Raw genomic sequence first — 20,333 nt, 5'->3', positions numbered from 1 at the left:
TCACCCAACGTGAGGAATCCAGTCGATGGCAACGCCCCCTGACGCCAGCCGCACACCACCTCCCGACCCGGCGAGCGAGGCCGCCGGCACCCCCGCAGGGCCGCCGGATCCGGGCACTCCGCCGGCTCCGTCCGGGCCGCTCGCCCAGATCTTCGCCCCCGTCGAGCCCGCGCGCACCGCCACCCCGATCGGCACCACCGCCACCCTCTCCCCGGACACCGCACCCAACCGGGCTGGTGGTGCCAAGCGGGCCGACGGGCCCGGCGGGAACCCCCAGGACGGCCCGGTCGGCGCCCTGGTCCGCGCGCTCGCCGACCGCCTCCGCCGGACCGGGACAACAACCCACATCAAGCGCCAGCACACCGTCACCGAGAACCGGGTCTCGGGTAACCAGGCCACCACCACCAACGCCAACAAGACCGACCGCGCCGCCAAGAACGCCCACAGCACCCAGCACCGCTCCAGCCGGGACGCCAAGCTGGCCGACCTGAACAACAAGGCCAGCCAGAGTCAGGACCGCGACAACCGGGACGTGAAGAAGGCCGACGCAACCGACGCGAAGACCTCCCACGCGAAGAGCACCAAGGCCGACACCTCCGCGAAGACCGGCAAGGACAGCCGCGACAGTCGCGACGTGAAGACGTCCGTTGCCAAGGCGTCGAAGGACGGCACCTCGGCCAAGCGCGCCGCGGACGACAAGAACCACGATGCGCGGTCGATCCGAACGTCCGACGCCAAGGGCCCTGACGGGCCGTCCGGCGCGAAGGCACCGAAACCGGACCGCCCGGGCCCGCCCGGCAAGGCGAAGAACCGCGACAGCAAGGCCAGCGAGCCGAAAACCGGTACCGGGAAGGACACGAGCCCGCAGAAGGGCCCGCACGGGCCCGGGAAGCCGGTCGTTTCGGCGCCGGACGCGAAGGGCCTGGGCAGCAAGTTCCCCGACACGAAGCCAGGGCCGGGGGAGCAGGCGAAGGCCCGCGCGGCCCGGATCCTGCCGGACACCTTGGTCAAGCGGCCCACCGCCCCGGCCGACGGCCCAGCCTCCCCCGCCCCCGTCCCCTCCACCGGGAAGGACAGCACGGCACCCATGGCAACCCGCCCCACCCCGTCGGCCAGTCCGTCGATGGCACCGGCCAGCGGTTCGACGGCCGGCCTGGCCAAGACCCCCACCCCGCCCGCCCAGCCGGCCCCGCCCGGCACTACCGCGGCGATTCCGGCGCAGGTCAACGCCGTTGGCGCGAAGGCCGTCCAGTTCACCGCCGACGGCGCCCAGCACAGCATGAGCCGCGGTGAGGTCCGCACGCTCAAGCAGTTCGAGCGGCGCCTGGGCGCCAAGCAGACCAGCCTCGCCCGGATCGCCGACGGTTCCAAGAACACCCGCGCCACCGCTGCCGAGCACGCCAAAGAGGCCCAACGTCTGGCCGAGCAGGCCCGGGACGTGGAGGGCGGCGAGCGGCTCGTGGGCGCCCTGCTGCGGCTGGCCGAGCACGCCCAGGCACTGCTCGGCAAGGCCGAGGAGATCGAGAAGAACGCGCACCGCGGCACGGACGCGGTGCGGGCGCTGGCCGCCAACGCCGAGAGCAGGCACGGCGTCATCTACCAGGCCGTCGTGGACAGCCCGCTCACCAAGCCGGCCGAGCGGACCTTCTACCAGGACACCCAGGGGAGCTGACGATGGCTGCTGGACTCACCTACCGCGAACTGCGCCGCCAGACCCGGGCCCTGGCCAAGAGCATCCGGGCGGCGACCGAGGCGCACCAGACGATGGCCAAGGCCCTCGGCGACGAGGCCAAGGACACCGGCCGCATCGCCGAGCAGATCGCCGCGCTCAAGGTCGACGCCGCGACCATCGCCGAGACTCGCGAGGTCTCCCAGATCATGCAGGGCCTGTCCACCACCGCCCTCGCCTACGCCACCACCGCGGACGAGGCCGCCCGCACCGCCACCGCCGCCGAGCAGGAGGCCGTGCGCCTCCACAACGGCATCCAGGAAGCTGCCGACACCTCCCCCGTCCGGATGGCCACGTCCGGCTGGTACGCCCAGGAATAGGAGAACGCGATCATGTCCACCCAGCAGACCAGCCCCACCGCCCCCGCAGGGGCCATAGGGAGCCCGTCCGCCGAGAAGACGTTCGCGATCGCGCAGATCGCCGCGCCGCTGGTGTGCGCGGGCATGATGCCGTTCCTGGACGCGCAGGCCGCCACCACCGTCTCCACGTTCCTCGCCGCCCCGGCGATGGTGGCGGGTGCGAACGCGGTCGGCCTGCTGTCCGAGCGGACGCTGGCCGTGGTGCCCGGCGGGGACATCCTCGCCGCGCACCGCCGCCCGTTCCTCGTCTCCACGATCGCCACCGCGACCGCCGCGGCGACCGCAACCCTGCACGGCCTGCCTGGCATCGATGCCCTGGTCGCCGGATGGATGACCATGCCGTCCCTGTCCGGCCTGGTCTCCGTCGCCTGGTGGGGCGCCGCCGGGTTCGTCGGCTTCTCCCTGCGGAAGGTCCTCGGCAACACCCGGCCCCGGCCCGCCCCGGCCGCTGCCCCGACGCCTGCGGTGCCGGTCAGCGACATCCTCGTGCGCTGGCACGCCTACATCTCCGGCGAACGGGGCGCGCACCCCGGCCAGCACCTGATCCTCACCGGACAGGGACCCGAGGCGTGGGAGGGCATCATCGAGGCCCCGCCCGGCCGGCCGGTCGCGGTCACCGCGGAGACCGTGTCCGGGGTGTACCGGATCCCGGCCGGATGGGTGGACATCACCGACGGCCCGCACACCAGCTCCAAGCACATCCACGTGCGCCTGGCCGCCGCGCCCGTCCAGGAGCGGCAGTACAGCGCGCTGGAGGAGCTGTGGCGCAAGCGCGTGGCCCGCCCGGGCGGCTGCATGCCCGGCACCCACCTGGAGAGCATCACCCCGGACCCGGCCACCGGCGGTGTCGCCGCGTGGGTCGTGGCGGACGAGGACACCGACACCGTCCCCGCGCCGGAGCCGCACCGCATCGCCGGCGCCCTGCGCACCACGACCCTGCTGGTCTCCATCGAGCCGACCCAGAACCCGCGCCGTGCCAAGCTGCGGCTGATGGACCGTTCCCCGCTGGAGGACGGCAAGCCCCTGCCCGGTGCGCTGGCCCTGCTCGCCAACCCCAACGGGTTCGTGCAGCTGGGCACCGGCGTGTCCGGCCGCCCCGCCCGCGTGCAGCTGTACGACAAGAAGGGCGGCGCCCGGCACGTCCTCATCGCGGGTGTCACCGGCTCCGGCAAGGGCGGCGTCCTCCAGCTGATCTGCCTCAGCTACCACGTCAACAAGGTCGCGATCATCTACGCCGACCCCAAGGGCAGCTCCAACCCGGACGTGGAGGACATGGCCGCCTACGCCGGCACCGGCCGCGACGGGGCGACGGGCGCTCTGCGGCTGGCCTACGCGATCCTCCAGCACCGCATCCGCCAGTCCCAGAGCCTGCGGATGAAGAACTTCCAGGCCACCGACGACATGCCGTTCATCGCCGTCGTCCTCGACGAGATGGCGCAGCTGCTCAGCGACAAGTCCCCGCACCTGGCGGAGGCCGCGATGATCGTGGCGGCGCTCGCCGAGCAGGGCCGTTCGCTGGGCATGTGCCTGGTGCTGTGCGGCCAGATCATCAACCTCGACAAGATGGGCGGCGACACGTCCATCCGGGACAACGTGTTCTACGGCGGCGCGCTCGTTCTCCTGCGCTCCGACGGGGCGCAGAAGCACCGCCTGGACCTGCCGGATGCGTTCGACGCGATCGACCCGTCGAAGATCCCCGCCTTCTGGCGGGGCGGCGACGACGACACGCTGATCTATGACCCGAACATCCCCGAGGACGACCCGTCCAGGACGTTCGGCGTCGGCTACGTCGTCGGCCCGGATGAGCGGGCGGAGATGATGCGGGCCTGGATCCTGGAGTCCGCCGCCGGCCTGTTCGACCCGGACCGGATCCTCCACCCCGCCGACTTCCCCGACTGGGGGGAGCGGGACCTGATCGCCGCGACCCCCGCCGACGCGGTCGGCACCGGCCAGAACAGCACGGCGTGGGTGCCGGGCCAGGCCACCGGCACCGCCGTGAAGGAGCCCACCGCCGAGGAGAAGATCCTCACGGTCCTCGGCGAGTGCCGCGACCCGCTCGGTGAAGAGGTCATGTACCTCCACCTCGACCAGATCACCGCCATGACCGGCGTCACCCGCAAGACCATCGAGAACACCTGCTCGCGCATGGCGAAGGCCCAGACCCTCGTCCGCGGCACCGCGGGCGAATACGGCCTCCCCCTCACGTAGGGCAACGGCCGTGGCCGCCCTCGACTGGCGCGATGCCCGGCACTACGACCGCACCCGCACCCTGCCGTGTCGCTGGTGCGGCCGTCCCACACCGCTGCGGGACGACGAGCGCAGACCGTCGCACAAGGTCTGCGCCGAGAGCAGGACGAACGACGACGGCGGCCCCCTTCCGCCAAGAACCGGGGCCGCCGCCTATCCAGCACGCTCGTAGAGAACTGGAGACACCCAGCATGACCCAACCGACCATGATCCGGGGAGAGCACCTGCCCGTGGCGCTCTCCCTGGCGCCGTTCGGCGTGCCCGTGCTGCCGTTGCGCGCCGGGAAGGTGCCGTTCGGAAACTGCCCGGCCTGCACCGGCAACGCGTGCGGCGGCCGGCCGAACATGAAGACCCCTGGCCCCTGCACCTGCCCGGCCCCGTGCCACGGCTGGGCCGCCGCCACCACCGACCCCCAGGTCATCAACGCGCCCGCGTGGGCGCGAGCCTGGCGCGAGGCCGCGGCGGTCGCCTACCACCCCGGCGCCGCGGGCCTGACCGTCGTGGACCTCGACAACGCGCAGGCCATCGAGTGGGCGCGCGCGAACCTGCCCGCCACCCGGACCGTCCGGACCACCCGCGGTGAGCACTGGCTGTACCGGGGCGCCATGCCCTCTGCCAACGCCGTCCGGCCCGGCGTGGACGTCAAGTCGCTGATGTCCTACACGCGGTGGCTCGGCCCCGGCACCGGCCCCCTCACCGACCTCCCGGACGCCGTCCGCGCCCTCGTGGTGAGGCAGCCCGCCCCGGTCCGGCCGACGGCCGTCACCGTGCCCGCCCCGGCCGGGAGCGGCAGGTGCCCGCACCGCACGCCGACCTACCTGGAGCGGGGCATCGCCATGGCCGAGCAGCGCATCACCGACGCGTCCGGGGGCGTGCACGCCACGGTGTTCGGGGCGTTCCTCGCCGTCTTGTCGACGCACGGCCGGTGCGGGTGCCTCACCTCGGCGCACACCGCCCGGCTGTTCGCCGCCGCGCAGGCCAAGGGCGAGACGGCCCGGCACTGCGCGGACGCGTGGGCCAACGCCCTGACCAGGTTGGGGCTGTGACCGTGGCCGACGAGGAGAAGACCCCGGCCCGCGAGATCATCGCCGACTACGCCCAAGCCCACTTCCGGTACTTCCGCACCGCCGACGGCACCGTGTACGCGCAGCGCAACGGCCACCCGGTGGCCCGCCCGATCCGTTCCCAGGGCACGACCGGCAGCCACCGCCAGGAACTCATGGTCAACCTGTACCGGGACGGGGTCGGGGTGTTCAACGGCACCGCCATGAAGGAGGCGTTGGACCTGATCGAGGCGCTCGCCCTCTCGGAGGAGGTGCGGGCCGTGCACATCCGGGTGGCCCCCGGGTCCGGCGGGGCGACGTGGCTGGACCTGGGCCGCGCCGACGGCCTGTCGGTGCGGATCCACCCCACCGGCTGGGACCTCGCCGTCCCGGACCCGCGGGAGGTGTGCTGGCGGCGCACCCAGCTCACCGGCGAACTCCCGGTGCCCGAGAAGGACACCGACGGCAAGGGCATCGATCTGCTGTTCCGGCTGTGCAACTTCGCGAACGCCAGCTCCGAGTGCCTGGCCATGGCGTGGCTGATCGGCTGCCTCGGTCCGTCCGTGCCGGTCCCGGCCCCGTTCCTCACCGGCCCGCAGGGTGCGGGCAAGTCCACCGCCGGCCGGATGCTGGTCCGGATCGTCGAGGGCATGAGCGGCGACCTGCGCCGCGCGCCGAAGGACGAGGAGAACCTGATCGCGGCGGTCGCGGCGGGATGGGTCACCGCCCTGGACAACCTCTCCCACATGACCCCCGACCTGTCGGATGCCATGTGCTGCATCGTGACCGGGGCCGAAAGCGTCAAGCGCGCCCTGTTCACCGACGGCGACGTGTTCCGGGTCGGCTACCGCCGCCCGATGCTGCTGACCGGCATCGACGTCGGCGTCATCCGCCCCGACCTCGCCGAACGCCTCCTGCCCCTGCGGCTGGAGCGGCCCGCCGTCCGCCGCACCGAGGCCGAGCTGTGGGCGGAGTACGCCGAGGTGCTGCCCGTCGTCCTCGGGTCGCTGCTCGACCTGACGGTGAAGGTCCGGGCGGTGGAGGCGGAGACCCCGACCGACCTGCGGATGGCGGACTTCGCCCACCTGTGCGCGCAGCTCGACGCCGCGACCGGCCTGGGGGCGCTGGCCGCCTACCGGGCCAGCCTGGACGACCTGAACGACGACGTGATCGAGGGCGACCTCCTCGCGCAGACCGTCCTGCAGCACGCCGAGACCATCGAACCCGGCACCGCGCAGCGCATGACCTCCACCGAGTGGCTGGCGAGCCTGGGCCGCGTCTACGCGGGCGACGAACTGCGAGCCCTGCCCAAGGGCTGGCCGACCACCGGCAAAGTCCTCTCCGACCGGCTCAAACGCCTCCAACCCACCCTGGCCGCCCGCCAGGTGCTCATCGAGTCGGGCCGGACGAAAGAGGGGCGCTACCTCGAAATGACCCGACCGGCCCCCACGCCCCCGCACGATCAGCCGCCGCTGCACTGACCGGGCCGCCGCCTGAACAGCAAGAAGAGCACCGTCGGCCGAGCGGGGTGCTCCTCTTGCTGTTCGGCGAAGCCGCCCAAAGGTCGCGCCGCGCAGCGGCTCCTCATTTCGCTCTGAGCGGCGCCCAAGTACCTACAGACACCCCCTCTTTTTCCCTAAGTAGGAAGACGCTGCGTCACCTGCGTCACCCGCACCGAAAAACGGCCCCTGAACTGCGGCTTTGGGGGGTGACGCAGACGGCAGGCTCTGCGTCATCCTGCGTCACCTGCGTCACCGGCTGCGTCACGGTGACGCAGCCGGTGACGCACCGGTGACGCAGACCCCGGCCGCTGCGACACCCAAAACCGCAGGTCAGAAGCCCGGATGACGCTGATGACGCGGTGACGCAGAAATCCGCGCCTAGGACACACACGTACGGCGAGAAAGCCACCACCCCACGCCGTAGAAGCCCAGTGCCCGGCACCCAGCAAGACGCCAGACCCACCGTTCCCCGACCACAGGAGTGCGATTGGTCCCGAGCGAGCTTCAGCAGAGAGTCGCCGCATCACGAGCAGCTCAAGGGCTGCCGCCCACGATCCAAGACCCCACCGTGATCGAACGGGTTGCGCGGATCTTCGAGGCAGCCGAGGAGGCGTCAGCCAACCGCCATCCGCGGAGTGCGGCGCTAGACCACCCAGTCGAAGACGAAGCGGTCCGGGTCCCACTTCTTGCGGGGGCTGGCCGGTAGGACGTCGATCCGATGAACGGTGGCAGCGACAATCGCTCGACGTTGCGAGTCGTTGAGCTTGTGCTGCCACCGTTCTTGCATGTCCTCGTAGCTGCCCAGGAACCCGGCCAGCGCCGATCGGGGCGAGATCCTCGCCAGCCGTGCGCGGTTGGCCGTCAGCCGCTCCTCGAAGGGCGTCCGCGCTGCCATCCACTCGGCCCTGCTGATCCTCCGGGCGCCGAAGTCAGCAGCCAGCTCCTCCAGTTCCTCCTCATCAGCCCGGATCTCAGCCAGCAATTCCTCGTCCATTGACGGCTCTTGCTTACTGAGCCGGGCCAAGAACTGCTCGGACGCGAGCGCAGCCAGCACCATGTCACGGACATGGTTGTCCGTCCGCTCCGCATTGGTCGCCGTCCCGCCACAACTCGCGACGCCCGGGGTGTTAGGGCACACGTACCGCCGCACACCCGACCTGGGCCTCCCTACCATCCGCCAACCGCAAGCACGATGGTTCTCTGCGGGTTTGGCGCAGTGCAGGATGCCAGTCAGGAGGTAGGAGCGCGCACCGTTGCCGTCGAACGTGCGCCGGCCGGGCTCAGTGAGAAGGGTGCGGAGCCTGTCAGAGTCTTCAGCCGTGATGATCCCCGGCCACACCGCGTCGGCCACGATCTCGCCAACCAGCGGCCGCGTGGTCTCCCAGGAACTCCGGGGGCGGTGCTCTCGTCGGCCGCTGATCCGAGCTGATGCCAGGAGGCGCCGCAGGCTGCTGGCCGTGTACGGCCTGCCTCCTGTAGTCACCACGCCCCGCTTGTGGAAGTCCCGGCAGATGCTCGCCAGAGACTCCAGTGCGAGCGCCCGGCGGGCCGCTTCTCGTACGACTTCCGCCTCGTCCTCGCGGATCGTCATCCGGTCGTCCTCGTAGCCAAACGGCCGCGTGCCGCCACCAGCCACCTTCCCTGCCTCTGCGGCTTGCCGCCGCTGGCGCCGCTGCCGTTCGGCCTTGTGCTCGGCCTCGTGGCGCGCGGCGGCACCCAGCATCCGGGCGATCAGTCGACCGGTCGGCGTCGCAAGGTCAATCTCGCCGGTGACCGTGGCCAGCTCGACCCCGTGCCGGTCGGCAAGGTCAATCACATCTTCCAGTTCGCGCGGCGAGCGGGTGAGGCGATCCACATGCCAGCAGACGATCGCATCCACCACGCCCGCCCGAACATCTTCAAGCAGTTCTTGCCACTTCGGGCGCGGAGCACCGCTGTAAGCGCTCACGTCGTTGTCCGGGTAGACCGCCACGACCTGCCAGCCCTTACGCTCACAGAGCGCTCGACAGTCGGCCTCCTGGCGGGCGACGCCGAGCCCCGCCCCGTCGCGGTCCTGACTGATTCGACAGTAGATCGCTGCTCGCCTCGACATGCCTCAGATCATGTCCGTCGGAAGGGTCACATAGCAACAGTCTCGGCGGCACCGGCGCCTCCTGCCCGATCGGCGTCGCCAAGGCCGAGGGCTGACCCTCCGGTGACGACGGCCCAGGAGCTGTACCGGGCGATGCTGCGCGACAGCATCGCCCCGCGGCTCCGGGCCCTCGGCTGGAAAGGATCCGGGCAGCGCTTCGAGCTGCCGGACCCGGCGGCCTGGGTGCAGCTGGGCTTCCAGGGCTCCCGCTTCAACTCCGCGGACTCCCTGGACTTCACGGTCAACATCTCGGTGATCGGCCGACGGGCGTGGGACTCGTACCGGGAGGAGCACCCCGGACTGCCGGCCCGACCGAACCCGTCCACCTACTACAGCCGGCAGCTCTCACCGGTACGGATCGGCTACCTGCTCGCGGCCGGCCGCGACACCTGGTGGAACATCTCCACCGACCGCCCCCGCGACCGCATCGCCCGGACCGCCGACGGCGTCGTCGCCGCAGTGACCGACCACGCCATGCCCGAGATCCACCGCCGCCTTGCGATGCACGCACCCTGACGCCGCGGTCCGGTCCGACAAGATCCGTAAGGCGCACCCTAGGTCTCGGTCCTCGCCTCGGCGATGCTCCGTTCCAGCAGCTCGATCAGGTCTGCCGCGTCCATCTCCGCGACGGGCATGGGTTCGGGGGCGGTCACGATCTCCCCGCGGGCCGCCTTCGCGCCGACCAGTCCCTTCACCGCCTCCTCGTAGGGGTCGCGGTACTGCTCCGGCTGCCAGTCCGTCTCCGTCAGGGTGAGGAACTCCTCGGCGACGGTGAGCTCCTGCGGCGAGAGTTCGACGCCCTGCGGGAGGTGGTCGACCGTCGTGAGGGGGTCCCGGAGTTCCGCGGCGTAGTGCAGGGTGTGCACGACCAGGACGTCGGGCCGCGCCCGGACGACGGCGAGGTGGAGCCGGCCCCGCATGGTGAACCGGGCGATCGCCACCCGGTCGGACTGCGCGAGCGCCTGGTGCAGCAGTTCGTAGATGCGCCCGTGCTCCGCCGAGCGGGGCCCCATGTAGTAGCTGCGGTCGTAGTGCACCGGGTCGATCCGGTCGAGGGGGACGAATCCGGCGACCTCGATGGTCTTGGACGGCTCGGGGAGGCTCTGCTCCAGCTCGGCGGGCTCGATGGTCACGTACTGGCGGCCCGTGCCGTCGGGCAGCTGGACGCCCTTGACGATCTCCTCGTACGGCACCGGCTCCCCGGTGGCCGAGCTCACCCGCCGGTAGCGGATGCGGGCGCCGGTCGCCCGTTCCAGCTCGTGGAAGTGCTGCCGGCCCTGCTGCGTCGAGGCGTAGAGGCTGACGGGCAGGCTGACGAGGCCGAACGTCAGCGTCCCGGACCAGGTGCTGCGAGTCATGGCGTGGCCTCCTCCGCCCCCCGCACCCCATCGTGCCCCAGCGGCCCGCGGAGTTCGAGCGGCCGCGGACCCGGCCGGTTGCGGCCGGAGTTGTGCGGGGCACTGTCGGCACGGGCTGGGATGCTGCCCGCATGACAGGGACGGCGGGGACGGCGCGGGAGCTGTACCGGGTGCTGCTGCGGGACGAGGTCGCGCCGCGGTTGCGGGCGCTCGGCTGGAAGGGGTCGGGGCTGCGGTTCCGACTGCCGGACGCCGGGGCCTGGGTGCAGTTGGGCTTCCGGTCCTCGCGCCACGGCGCCGGCGCGCCGGTGCGGTTCACCTTCCACGTCTCGGTGGTCGGCCGCGCGGCGTGGGAGGAGTACCGGGCGGCACACCCCGAGGCCCCGGCCCGGCCGGGCCCGACGATCGCCTACGGCCCTGCGTTCCGGCCGGTGCGGATCGGCCACCTGATGGCGGTCGCCCGGGATTCGTGGTGGCTGGTGCGGGAGGGTGACACCCCGGAGCAGACGGCCGCCACGGCGGACAGCGTGTGCGCCGCGGTGACGGGCACCGCCGTCCCGGAGATCCGCCGCCGCCTGGCGCAGCTCGCGGCGCCCGCCGCGGACGGGATCCCGGGATGACCGGGAGCGCCGCCGGTGGTGGGCGCCGCTCCCGTTGAGGGTGGGTGTCAGACGGCGCTGCCGGCCTTCCAGGCGGCCCAGCTCATGTTCCAGCCGTTGAGGCCGTTGGCCGGGTTGACGGTCTTGTCGCCGGAGTTCACCACCTCGACGACGTCGCCGACCATGGAGCCCTTGAAGAAGACGGCGCCGTCGGTGCCCGGGTCGCCGGCGCCCTTGACGTCGCGCAGGGCGATGCAGCCGTGGCTGAGGTTCTCGGCGCCAAAGGCCGGGCCCGGCGACCAGTAGTTGCCGTGGATGAACGTCCCGGAGCTGGTGAGCCGCTGGGCGTGCGGCACGTCGGGGATGTTGTACTCGTCGCCGAGGCCGACGGTCTGGGAGTCCATCTTGGTCTGCAGGTACTGCTCGGAGATGACGAGCGTGCCGCCCCAGGTCCGGTTCTCGGGGGAGCCGCCGATGATCGGGTAGGTGGCGGTGACCTCGCCGTCGGTGGTGACGGTGAGGGTGTGGGCGGCGAGGTCGGCGACGCTGGTGCGGCTGCGGCCGACGGTGAAGCGCACGTCCTTGGACTGGGTGCCGTAGACGCCCTTGGCGCCCTCGACGTCCTTGAGCCGCAGGCCGAGTGTCACGACCGTGCCCTTGGCCCAGTACTGCTCGGGGCGGAAGTCGAGGCGGGTGCTGGAGAGCCAGTGGCCGACGATCTCGACGCCGGGTTCGGCGGTGACGGTGATGGCGTCCTGGACGGCCTTGCGGTTGGTGATCGGCCGGCTGAAGTTGATCGAGACGGGCATGCCGACACCGACGGTGGCGCCGTTCTCGGGGGTGAAGTGCCCGACGAAGGTGTTGGCGGGTGCGGCGGTGGCGAACTCGGCGTGTGCGGCGGCTTCCAGGGCGTCCGCGTCGGTGGCGACGGCGGCGACGGCGTAGTTGGTGCCGCTGCTGAGCGGGGCGGTGGAGGACCAGGTGAGGCCGTCGGCGGCGAGGGTGCCGGCGACCGGGCGGCCCTTGGCGTCGGTGGCGTTGACGGAGGAGAGCGTGCCCCCGGTGACGGCGACCCGGATCGGCCGGGTGAAGGGCGCGGTGGCGCTGCCGTCGGCGGGGGTGATGGTTATTCGGGCGGCCGAGGTCTTGGGTGTGCCGACGCCCTCGGTCGTGCCGGCACCGCCGGACGGCCCATCGGACGGCCCGCCGGAGCCGGCCGCGCCGGAGGCGCCCTTGCCGCCGGAGTCGCCGTCGCAGGCAGCGACCAGCAAGGCGGGTGCGGCGAGCAGGCCGGCGAGGACACCGCGCCGGCTCCAGCTGCTGCTGCGCCCGGACTGCTGGTTCTGGGGTGCCGTCACGTGGTTCTCCCTGCTGCTAGGCCGGCGCGGTCGGGGCGCCCGGTACGGATCGTGAGCACGGCACAACGGGGCGAATACACCCGTTCGGCGCACATACTCCAGACCGTACGAGAGTACTTGCCATACCTCCATATCGGACAAAAGGCCCGGTCCGGAGGGGTCCGGACCGGGCCTGGGCAGCGCAGCAGCGCACCGGCGGGCGGTCGGCACCGGGATGCCCGGCGCCGACTCGTCGAGCGAGGGCTAGTCGACGGTGTACTCGTCCCAGCTCTCGTCCTCGGGATCGAACTCGGTCTGCGCGGACTCCCAGGTGGCGGAGGTCAGCTCGATGCCCGGGACGTCGCCGAGCAGCGCCACCGGGTCGATGAAGTGGGCGAGCGAGCCGGACGGGTCCACCTCGATGGCCTCGACGGACTGGGTGCGCTCCTCGTCGTCGAGGTACTCGTCGTTCTCGACCCGGGCGAGGGCGGCGGCCTTGAGGGCCTGCTCGTCGGTGATCTCGGCGATGAGTTCGATCTTCAGTCGTACGTAGCGCGGTGCGTCCTGCGCGGGCAGGTCAGTGCTGGTCATGGCGGCGAGCCTAGGTCAGCCGGCGATCGGACCCAAACCGTGCCGGGGCAGCCGGGCCGGGACAGCGGGAAGGGCCGGCCCCCAGGAGCTGGGGACCGGCCCTCCCGCCTCCGCCGGGGCTCCCCCACCCGGGAGCCCGCGGAGACGCGCCTTTCGGCGCGATGGGTGCCGCGGGGGCCGCCGCACCCTGTTGATCGGTCGAGACCGAACAGGGGCGGGACGACGGCAACCCCCGCGGGCGGGACACGGAGGGCCGGGTCAGGGCCGACCGACGTGTCCGTGGTGACTGCGGTACCGGGGAGCCGCTCCCGGTCTCCGCTGCCACCATGCTCGGCGTCTTGCCGTTGACCAATACGATGCAGGACCGTTGTTAACGGGCCGATGCGCCGATGTGACGTCGGTGTACCAACTGGTGGGACGACGCCCTTTCACTCCTTCGGCCGGTGCACCCGGCCGGGCCGCCGACTGCGGGTCAGTGGCCGACCCGGCTGGCGAGGAAGGCCAGCAGGTCCTGGCGGGTGACGATGCCCTGGGGCTTGCCCTCGACCAGCACCACCACGGCGTCGGCCTTCTCCAGAACGGTCATCAGGTTGGTCACCGACTCGCCGGAGCCGACCACCGGCAGCGGCTTGGACATCACCTTGTCGAGGGTGTCGGAGAGCTTGATCTTCTGCGCGAAGAGGCCCTCCAGCAGCTCCCGCTCGACGATCGAGCCGATGACCTCGCCGGCCATGACGTCCGGGTGGCCGGCGCCGGGCGAGACGATCGGCATCTGCGAGACGCCGAAGTCGCGCAGCACCTGGACGGCCTCGGCGACGGTCTCGTTGGGGTGCATGTGGACGAACTGCGGGATGCCCTCGTGCTCGATGGCGTCCTTGCGGGCGAGCACCTCGCCGATGTGCGCCTCGTCGGTGGCGGTCGGCAGGAAGCCGTAGTCGGCCATCCAGTCGTCGTTGAAGATCTTGGAGAGGTAGCCGCGGCCGCCGTCCGGCAGCAGCACGACCACGACGTCGTCCGGGCCGAGCCGCTTGGCGACCTCCAGGGCGGCGACCACGGCCATGCCGCAGGAGCCGCCGACCAGCAGGCCCTCCTCCTTGGCGAGGCGGCGGGTCATCTGGAAGGAGTCCTTGTCCGAGACGGCCACGATCTCGTCCGCGACGGTGCGGTCGTAGGCGGTCGGCCAGAAGTCCTCGCCGACGCCCTCGACCAGGTACGGGCGGCCGGTGCCGCCGGAGTACACCGAGCCCTCCGGGTCGGCGCCGACGACCTGCACCTTGCCGCCGGAGACGTCCTTGAGGTAGCGGCCGGTGCCGGAGATGGTGCCGCCGGTGCCCACGCCCGCGACGAAGTGGGTGATCTTCCCGTCGGTCTGCTCCCACAGCTCCGGGCCGGTCGAGTGGTAGTGCGAGGCGGGGTTGTCCGGGTTGGAGTACTGGTCCGGCTTCCAGGCGTTCGGGGTCTCGCGCACCAGGCGGTCGGAGACGTTGTAGTAGGAGTCCGGGTGCTCCGGGGCGACCGCGGTCGGGCAGACGACCACCTCGGCGCCGTACGCGCGCAGCGTGTTGATCTTGTCGGTGGACACCTTGTCCGGGCAGACGAAGATGCACTTGTAGCCCTTCTGCTGGGCCACGATCGCCAGGCCGACACCGGTGTTGCCGGAGGTCGGCTCCACGATGGTGCCGCCGGGCTTGAGCGCGCCCGAGGCCTCCGCGGCCTCGACCATGCGCAGCGCGATCCGGTCCTTCACACTGCCGCCGGGGTTGAAGTACTCGACCTTCGCCAGAACGGTGGCGCTGATGCCCTCGGTGACCTTGGTGAGCTTCACCAGGGGCGTGTTGCCGACCAGCTCGATGATCGAATTGCTGTACCGCACGGGGATCCTCCCGATAGTGGCGCGTGTGACTGTGGGTGTCTAAAGGGTATGGCCACGGATGGCCGACGGCCGCCGATAGCGGCACCGCCGGGAGGGGTAGTACGGGTACAACGACTCTGGAGACCGCACAAGGGGGTGCAGGATGCCAGGGGCACAGGCGTCGAGGGCCCGGGTGGCCCGCCGGATCGCCACGGCGGCCGCGTACGGCGGTGGCGGGATCGGCTTGCTGGGCGTGGGACTGGCCGGGCTGCTGCTGACCGAGAGCCGGCTGGCCATCCGGGCGATCGGCCTGCTGGACGGCGATCCGCCGCGCTCGGACGGGGTGTACGGCGATGCCTTCACCGATGCGGGGACGATCGCCGCCGCCTCGGACGAGCCGCCGCTGGTGCTGGCCTTCCTGGGCGACTCGACGGCGGCGGGGCTGGGGGTGCACCGGGGCCGCGAGACCCCGGGGGCGCTGCTGGCCTCGGGGCTGGCGTCGGTGGCCGAGCGCCGGGTGCGGCTGGTGAACGTGGCGAAGTCGGGCGCCCGCTCGGCGGACCTGGTGGACCAGGCGGCGCTGGCGCTGCCGCACCGCCCCTCGCTGGCCGTGATCATGATCGGCGCCAACGACGTGACCCGGCACAGCCCGGCGGCGCAGTGCGTCCGTCAGCTGGGTGACGCGGTGCGGATCCTGCGGTCCACCGGCTGCGAGGTGGTGGTCGGCACCTGCCCGGATCTCGGCACGATCAAGCCGGTGCGGCCGCCGCTGCGCTGGGTGGCCCGGCGGCTGAGCCGGCAGCTGGCCGCGGCGCAGACCATCGCGGTGGTGGAGGCGGGCGGCCGGACGGTGTCGCTGGGCTCGCTGCTGGGGCCGGAGTTCGCCGCCCGGCCGGAGATGTTCGCGGCCGACCGCTACCACCCCTCGGCCCAGGGGTACGCGACCGCGGCGATGGCGATGCTGCCCTCGCTGTGCGCGGCGATGGACCTGTGGCCGCAGGAGGAGGACACCGCGGCCGAGCCGCCGGCCCAGGCGGTGCTGCCGGTCGAGGTGGCCGCGGCGGCCGCGGCGGGCCGTTCCGGCACCGAGGTGGCGGCGGCCGGGCCGGAGGCGGCGGCCAGGCGCTGGGCGCTGCTGCGGCACCGGCTGCGGCTGGGGCTGCCCGGCACGCCCGAGCCGGAGGCAGCGTCGGCCAGCTCACACCCGGGACCGGGTGACGCCGGGACTACCAAGCGGTAATTTTCCTCCCGAGTGTCATTGGGGGCAGATACGCGCCCTCAAGTGAATACTCGCTAGCCGGTCACTCAGCGAGGAGCCCACCATGCCCGAAGCCGTCATCGTCAGCGCCGCCCGTTCGCCGATCGGCCGGGCCTTCAAGGGCTCGCTGAAGGACGTCCGCCCGGACGACCTCACGTCGCAGATCATCGCGGCCGCCCTCGCCAAGGTGCCCGAGCTCGACCCGCGCCAGATCGACGACCTGATGCTCGGCTGCGGCCTGCCCGGCGGCGAGCAGGGCCACAACCTCGGCCGGATCGTCGCGGTGCAGATGGGCATGGACTACCTGCCCGGCACCACCATCACCCGCTACTGCGCCTCCTCGCTGCAGACCACCCGCATGGCGCTGCACGCGATCAAGGCCGGCGAGGGCGACATCTTCGTCTCGGCCGGCGTCGAGACCGTCTCCCGCAGCATCAACGGCACCTCGGACGGCATGCCGAACACCCCCAACCCGCTCTTCGACGACGCGCAGGCCCGCACCGCCAAGCGCGCCGCCGAGGGCGGCGGCGAGTGGCACGACCCGCGCGAGGACGGCCTGGTCCCCGACGCGTACATCGCCATGGGCCAGACCGCGGAGAACCTCGCCGCGCTCAAGGGCATCACCCGCGCCGACCAGGACGAGTTCGGCGTCCGCTCGCAGAACCTCGCCGAGAAGGCCATCGCGGCGGGCTTCTGGCAGCGCGAGATCACCCCGGTCACCACCCCGGACGGCACCGTCGTCTCCCAGGACGACGGCCCGCGCGCCGGCGTCACCCTGGACGCCGTCTCCGGCCTCAAGCCGGTCTTCCGCCCCGACGGCACCGTGACCGCCGGCAACTGCTGCCCGCTGAACGACGGCGCCGCCGCCCTGGTGATCATGTCCGACACCAAGGCCCGCGAGCTCGGCATCACCCCGCTCGCCCGGGTCGTCTCCACCGGCGTCAGCGGCCTCTCCCCCGAGATCATGGGCTACGGCCCGGTCGAGGCCACCAGGCAGGCCCTCGCCCGCGCCGGCATGACCATCGGCGACATCGACCTGGTCGAGATCAACGAGGCGTTCGCCGCCCAGGTGATCCCGTCCTACCGCGACCTCGGCATCGACATCGACCGCCTCAACGTCAACGGCGGCGCCATCGCGATCGGCCACCCCTTCGGCATGACCGGCGCCCGCATCACCACCACCCTGATCAACTCCCTGCAGTGGCACGACAAGCAGTTCGGCCTGGAGACCATGTGCGTCGGCGGCGGCCAGGGCATGGCGATGGTCATCGAGCGGCTGAGCTGAGCCGCAGCGAAGGGTGGAGGTCGCCGACCGAGGCACGAGGGAGGCGGCATCCGCCCGCAGCGCAGGCGAAGCTCGGCGCGACCACGGACACGAGCGGCTGAGCTGAGCCGCAGCGAAGGGTGGAGGTCGCCGACCGAGGCACGAGGGAGGCGGCATCCGCCCGCAGCGCAGGCGAAGCTCGGCGCGACCACGGACACGAGCGGCTGAGCCGAGTCGCAGCGGGGCCTGAGCGCGTGCGCGACACGCCGTACGGGGCGCCCGGAACCACCCGTTCGGAGTGACACTCCGTAATTGAGGGCCGGATCACACTCGAAACGTGATCCGGCCCTCGATTTTTCATTTCCGGGCCGTTTCGTCGACGGAGCGGAATGGCCTGACTGCGCTGCGTAGACGGGTTGTACCTAACAATTTGGGGACAAGTGAGGAAGTTCGCGATAAATGGGACATCCACCACTGCAGTAACCGGCCCGCATACGGCAATGTGGACGTGCAACCCCGTTCCACTCCTCGCAAGGAGTACATTCCGTGAGCGTCGTCTACATCTCCCTGCTGCTGATCCTGATCGTCGTCGCCGCCACCGTGCTGGTCCAGATCCGGGCGCTCGCGCGCCGTTTGGACGACCGGCACGCCAACTCCGCCCAGGCCGTTCTCGACGAGGCGTCGATACGACGGGCGGTCACCGAGGCACTTGCGGCGGACCGGGAACGGGAGATCACCGAGGCCCGGGCGTTCTGGGCCGAGCAGGAGGCGCGCGCCGCGGAGGACGCCCCGCTGTTCGACGGACCGTTCCTGAGCGTCGGCGAGGAGTGGCCGCTGTTCTTCCCCCGGCCGACCGGCCCGGAGACCGCCGCCGACAATGCCGGGACGATGGACCCGGGATTCGGCGAGGCGCTGCGCCATGCGCTCGAGGACATCATCAAGGACGGCGGCCCGGAGGGCGGCGTCCGCCCCGGACACCCCTCGCAGGGCGGTATCCCGCTGCCGGCCGAGGCCACCGGTGACGCCCGCGCCCGCCGCGAGGCGGACCTGATCGCGACCGGCCTGGAGGCCGGACTGCTGGACGCCGAGCCCGAGCCCGCCCCCGCCCCGGACCCGCGCCGCCACCCCTCGCACCCGGACTTCGTGCCGAGCCAGACCCCGTCCCGGGAGTGGACCGATACCCGGCTCGCCGTCCTGGCCGACGAGAAGATCGCCCTCACCGACGTCCGCCCCGGCCCGCTGGGCACCCTGGACGTGTACGCCTTCGCCGACGGCACCACCCTCTGCGTGGCCCCGGGCGACCGCGAGGCGGCCTACCGGCTGATCGACGCCGTCCAGGCCGGCGAGGACGTCCGCCTGCTCGGCGGCTCGTGCTTCTCCGGCTCCTACTCGCTGACCTTCTCCACCGACGACGAAGCGGTCTACGTGCTCGCCGACCGCGTGGTCGCGAGCATCTGAACCACCTGCAGACGTGAACACCGGCCGAGGGCCGGTCGGGCGGCCCCGGGGTTGCGCGCCCGACCGGCCCTCGGCGTGTGGCGCCTCAGGCGGTGAGCCGCTCGGCCTCCAGGACGGCGGCCAGGGCCTCGGCGAGTGCCTCCGGGCGGTCCTGCGCGGCGATCACCAGGTCGTGCCCGGTGACCGAGAGCTGGTCCCCCACGGCGAAGGCGCCAGCGTCCGGGACCTCGCGCGGCGGCTCGCCCTCCAGCTCCAGTGCCGTCGAGGCGAGGGTGCGGACCAGCGCCAGCGCGGCCCCGGCACGGGACGGGTGGCCGGGCACCGCGCCGAGCAGCCGGCTCTGCGACATCGAACGGAACCGGTCCGCGAGGCGGTCGACGGCTTCGACCAGGGCGGCGGCGGACGGCGGGTGCGCTTCGGACATGCAGCGAGGGTATCGGCCCGCACCCTCCGCCCCGAGCCGAAGGGTCCGCCGGTGCCGAAAGGGTGGGCCCCTCCTGCCCGTCGGCGGGCAGGAGGGCGAGCGAGGGAGCGCAGCGACGGAGCATACGGGCACCTCCCGGCCGTCAGGCCGGGGGAGACCGTCGGCGCCGGGTCCAGAGGGCCCGGAGGCGGGCGGGCGACAGAACAGAACAGCCCCCGGCATTGCCGGGGGCTGTTCTGTGGTGCGGCTCGGTCAGTCGTCGCCGCGGAGGATCGCGATGAGGCGCAGCATCTCGAGGTAGGTCCAGACCAGCGAGAGGGTGAGGCCGAAGGCGGCGCGCCAGGCCTCCTGCTGCGGGGCGCCGCAGCGGATCGCGTTCTCGATCTCGGCGAAGTCCAGCGAGAGGAAGAAGGCGCCCAGGGCGATGCCGACCAGGCCGACGGCGATGCCGAGCGGGCCGGAGCGCAGGCCGAAGTCCGCGCCGAACATCGAGGCGATCATGTTGACCAGGAGCAGGCCGAGGAAGCCCATGGCGATGGCCAGGCCGATCCGGGTGTACCGGGGGGTGACCCTGATCCGGCCGCTCTTGTAGGCGATCAGCATGGCGCCGAAGACCACGGCGGTGCCGAGCACGGCCTGGACGGCGATGCCGGGCAGGATCGTGTTGAAGACCTTGGTGACCGCGCCGAGGAAGAAGCCCTCCAGGCCGGCGTAGACCAGGATCAGCGGGGCGCTGACGCTCCGCTTGAAGGTGATGACGAGACCGACGACGAAGGCGGCCAGGGCGGCACCGGCGGCGAAGGCGTAGCCCTCGTCGGGGAGCGCGAACCAGGCGAGCGCACCGGCGGCGACCAGGGTGAGCAGGGTGAGCGTCGTCCGGGCGACCACGTCGTCCATGGTCATCCGGCCGGTCTGCAGCGGGCCCGCGGACGGGGCCTGGTACATCTCGACCAGCTGGTCGTCCGTCAGCTGGGTGCCGTCGGGCCGCGCGTAGGGGTTGGCACCGTAGGGGTTGGCGGCGTACGGGTTGTTGGCGTACGGGTCGCCGGCGTGGGGCTGCCGGGCGGTGTCGAACCCCGCGTATCCGGTGTCGCGGGTGAAGGAGCCCTCCCGCGAGAAGACCGGGTTGCTGCTTCTCATCTCATTCCCTCCGGGGCGGCACGGCGCCACCCACGGGAACA

At 72.1% G+C, this 20,333-nt stretch carries 17 protein-coding genes; 10 read left to right on the top strand and 7 right to left on the bottom strand.

Annotated features, from left to right (window positions below; genetic code table 11):
- Positions 1-25: 25 nt before the first annotated feature.
- From ACQ614_RS21550 to ACQ614_RS21530, 5 genes are all read left to right on the top strand, one after another.
- Positions 26-1,672: a hypothetical protein gene (locus ACQ614_RS21550; RefSeq protein ID WP_431680136.1), complete on the top strand. Its 1,647-nt coding sequence runs from the start codon at positions 26-28 to the stop codon at positions 1,670-1,672.
- Positions 1,673-1,674: 2 nt separating this feature from the next.
- Positions 1,675-2,049, top strand: a complete 375-nt coding sequence (locus tag ACQ614_RS21545) for a hypothetical protein (RefSeq protein WP_431680135.1) — start codon at positions 1,675-1,677, stop codon at positions 2,047-2,049.
- 12 nt (positions 2,050-2,061) lie between these two features.
- Positions 2,062-4,296, top strand: a complete 2,235-nt coding sequence (locus ACQ614_RS21540) for an FtsK/SpoIIIE domain-containing protein (protein WP_431680134.1) — start codon at positions 2,062-2,064, stop codon at positions 4,294-4,296.
- A 230-nt stretch (positions 4,297-4,526) separates the two neighbouring features.
- Positions 4,527-5,381: a bifunctional DNA primase/polymerase gene (locus ACQ614_RS21535; RefSeq protein WP_431680132.1), complete on the top strand. Its 855-nt coding sequence runs from the start codon at positions 4,527-4,529 to the stop codon at positions 5,379-5,381.
- Positions 5,382-5,383: 2 nt separating this feature from the next.
- A complete protein-coding gene (locus ACQ614_RS21530; RefSeq protein ID WP_431683984.1) occupies positions 5,384-6,859 on the top strand; it encodes an ATP-binding protein in 1,476 nt (491 codons plus the stop codon).
- A 664-nt stretch (positions 6,860-7,523) separates the two neighbouring features.
- On the opposite strand, the gene ACQ614_RS21525 is transcribed toward ACQ614_RS21530, so the two are convergent.
- Positions 7,524-8,972 (bottom strand): recombinase family protein, encoded by a 1,449-nt coding sequence (locus tag ACQ614_RS21525; protein ID WP_431680131.1) that lies wholly within the window; start codon positions 8,970-8,972, stop codon positions 7,524-7,526.
- Between the two features lie 102 nt (positions 8,973-9,074).
- On the opposite strand from ACQ614_RS21525, the gene ACQ614_RS21520 reads away from it, so the two are divergent.
- Positions 9,075-9,527 (top strand): DUF4304 domain-containing protein, encoded by a 453-nt coding sequence (locus tag ACQ614_RS21520; protein WP_431680130.1) that lies wholly within the window; start codon positions 9,075-9,077, stop codon positions 9,525-9,527.
- Positions 9,528-9,565: 38 nt separating this feature from the next.
- Here the strand turns inward: ACQ614_RS21520 and ACQ614_RS21515 are convergent, their stop codons facing one another.
- Positions 9,566-10,369: a Ku protein gene (locus ACQ614_RS21515; RefSeq protein ID WP_431680128.1), complete on the bottom strand. Its 804-nt coding sequence runs from the start codon at positions 10,367-10,369 to the stop codon at positions 9,566-9,568.
- Between the two features lie 131 nt (positions 10,370-10,500).
- On the opposite strand from ACQ614_RS21515, the gene ACQ614_RS21510 reads away from it, so the two are divergent.
- On the top strand, positions 10,501-10,989 hold the full coding sequence (locus ACQ614_RS21510; RefSeq protein ID WP_431680127.1) for a DUF4304 domain-containing protein: 489 nt from the start codon (positions 10,501-10,503) through the stop codon (positions 10,987-10,989).
- Positions 10,990-11,036: 47 nt separating this feature from the next.
- Here the strand turns inward: ACQ614_RS21510 and ACQ614_RS21505 are convergent, their stop codons facing one another.
- From ACQ614_RS21505 to ACQ614_RS21495, 3 genes are all read right to left on the bottom strand, one after another.
- Positions 11,037-12,326, bottom strand: a complete 1,290-nt coding sequence (locus ACQ614_RS21505; RefSeq protein ID WP_431680125.1) for an Ig-like domain-containing protein — start codon at positions 12,324-12,326, stop codon at positions 11,037-11,039.
- 243 nt (positions 12,327-12,569) lie between these two features.
- Positions 12,570-12,896 (bottom strand): hypothetical protein, encoded by a 327-nt coding sequence (locus tag ACQ614_RS21500; protein WP_363495920.1) that lies wholly within the window; start codon positions 12,894-12,896, stop codon positions 12,570-12,572.
- A gap of 472 nt (positions 12,897-13,368) precedes the next feature.
- Complete coding sequence (locus ACQ614_RS21495; protein WP_363495917.1) at positions 13,369-14,769, bottom strand: cystathionine beta-synthase; 1,401 nt, start codon at positions 14,767-14,769, stop codon at positions 13,369-13,371.
- Positions 14,770-14,911: 142 nt separating this feature from the next.
- Between ACQ614_RS21495 and ACQ614_RS21490 the strand changes: the two genes are divergently transcribed.
- The 3 genes from ACQ614_RS21490 (at position 14,912) to ACQ614_RS21480 (ending at position 18,728) form a co-directional block, all read left to right on the top strand.
- Complete coding sequence (locus ACQ614_RS21490) at positions 14,912-15,988, top strand: SGNH/GDSL hydrolase family protein (RefSeq protein ID WP_431680123.1); 1,077 nt, start codon at positions 14,912-14,914, stop codon at positions 15,986-15,988.
- Positions 15,989-16,070: 82 nt separating this feature from the next.
- Positions 16,071-17,291 (top strand): acetyl-CoA C-acetyltransferase, encoded by a 1,221-nt coding sequence (locus ACQ614_RS21485; protein ID WP_431680122.1) that lies wholly within the window; start codon positions 16,071-16,073, stop codon positions 17,289-17,291.
- A 525-nt stretch (positions 17,292-17,816) separates the two neighbouring features.
- Positions 17,817-18,728 (top strand): hypothetical protein, encoded by a 912-nt coding sequence (locus ACQ614_RS21480; protein ID WP_431680121.1) that lies wholly within the window; start codon positions 17,817-17,819, stop codon positions 18,726-18,728.
- 85 nt (positions 18,729-18,813) lie between these two features.
- Here the strand turns inward: ACQ614_RS21480 and ACQ614_RS21475 are convergent, their stop codons facing one another.
- A complete protein-coding gene (locus ACQ614_RS21475; protein WP_431680120.1) occupies positions 18,814-19,152 on the bottom strand; it encodes a hypothetical protein in 339 nt (112 codons plus the stop codon).
- A gap of 252 nt (positions 19,153-19,404) precedes the next feature.
- Positions 19,405-20,292, bottom strand: coding sequence for a Bax inhibitor-1/YccA family protein (locus ACQ614_RS21470; protein ID WP_431680119.1), 888 nt, complete (start codon positions 20,290-20,292; stop codon positions 19,405-19,407).
- Positions 20,293-20,333: the final 41 nt, after the last annotated feature.

This window comes from Kitasatospora dryopteridis (assembly GCF_050749075.1).
GTDB lineage: Bacteria > Actinomycetota > Actinomycetes > Streptomycetales > Streptomycetaceae > Kitasatospora.
The sequence above is the reverse complement of the archived record's forward strand: the minus strand, read 5'-3'. Positions and strand labels throughout refer to the sequence as shown.

Excerpts from the sequence above, each read along its gene's own strand:
- ACQ614_RS21550 (WP_431680136.1), top strand. The coding sequence starts at position 26 with ATGGCAACGCCCCCTGACGCCAGCCGCACACCACCTCCCGACCCGGCG.
- ACQ614_RS21490 (WP_431680123.1), top strand. The coding sequence starts at position 14,912 with ATGCCAGGGGCACAGGCGTCGAGGGCCCGGGTGGCCCGCCGGATCGCC.
- ACQ614_RS21515 (WP_431680128.1), bottom strand. The coding sequence starts at position 10,369 with ATGACTCGCAGCACCTGGTCCGGGACGCTGACGTTCGGCCTCGTCAGC.
- ACQ614_RS21540 (WP_431680134.1), top strand. The coding sequence starts at position 2,062 with ATGTCCACCCAGCAGACCAGCCCCACCGCCCCCGCAGGGGCCATAGGG.
- ACQ614_RS21535 (WP_431680132.1), top strand. The coding sequence starts at position 4,527 with ATGACCCAACCGACCATGATCCGGGGAGAGCACCTGCCCGTGGCGCTC.
- ACQ614_RS21500 (WP_363495920.1), bottom strand. The coding sequence starts at position 12,896 with ATGACCAGCACTGACCTGCCCGCGCAGGACGCACCGCGCTACGTACGA.
- ACQ614_RS21475 (WP_431680120.1), bottom strand. The coding sequence starts at position 19,152 with ATGTCCGAAGCGCACCCGCCGTCCGCCGCCGCCCTGGTCGAAGCCGTC.
- ACQ614_RS21510 (WP_431680127.1), top strand. The coding sequence starts at position 10,501 with ATGACAGGGACGGCGGGGACGGCGCGGGAGCTGTACCGGGTGCTGCTG.
- ACQ614_RS21470 (WP_431680119.1), bottom strand. The coding sequence starts at position 20,292 with ATGAGAAGCAGCAACCCGGTCTTCTCGCGGGAGGGCTCCTTCACCCGC.
- ACQ614_RS21545 (WP_431680135.1), top strand. The coding sequence starts at position 1,675 with ATGGCTGCTGGACTCACCTACCGCGAACTGCGCCGCCAGACCCGGGCC.
- ACQ614_RS21485 (WP_431680122.1), top strand. The coding sequence starts at position 16,071 with ATGCCCGAAGCCGTCATCGTCAGCGCCGCCCGTTCGCCGATCGGCCGG.
- ACQ614_RS21525 (WP_431680131.1), bottom strand. The coding sequence starts at position 8,972 with ATGTCGAGGCGAGCAGCGATCTACTGTCGAATCAGTCAGGACCGCGAC.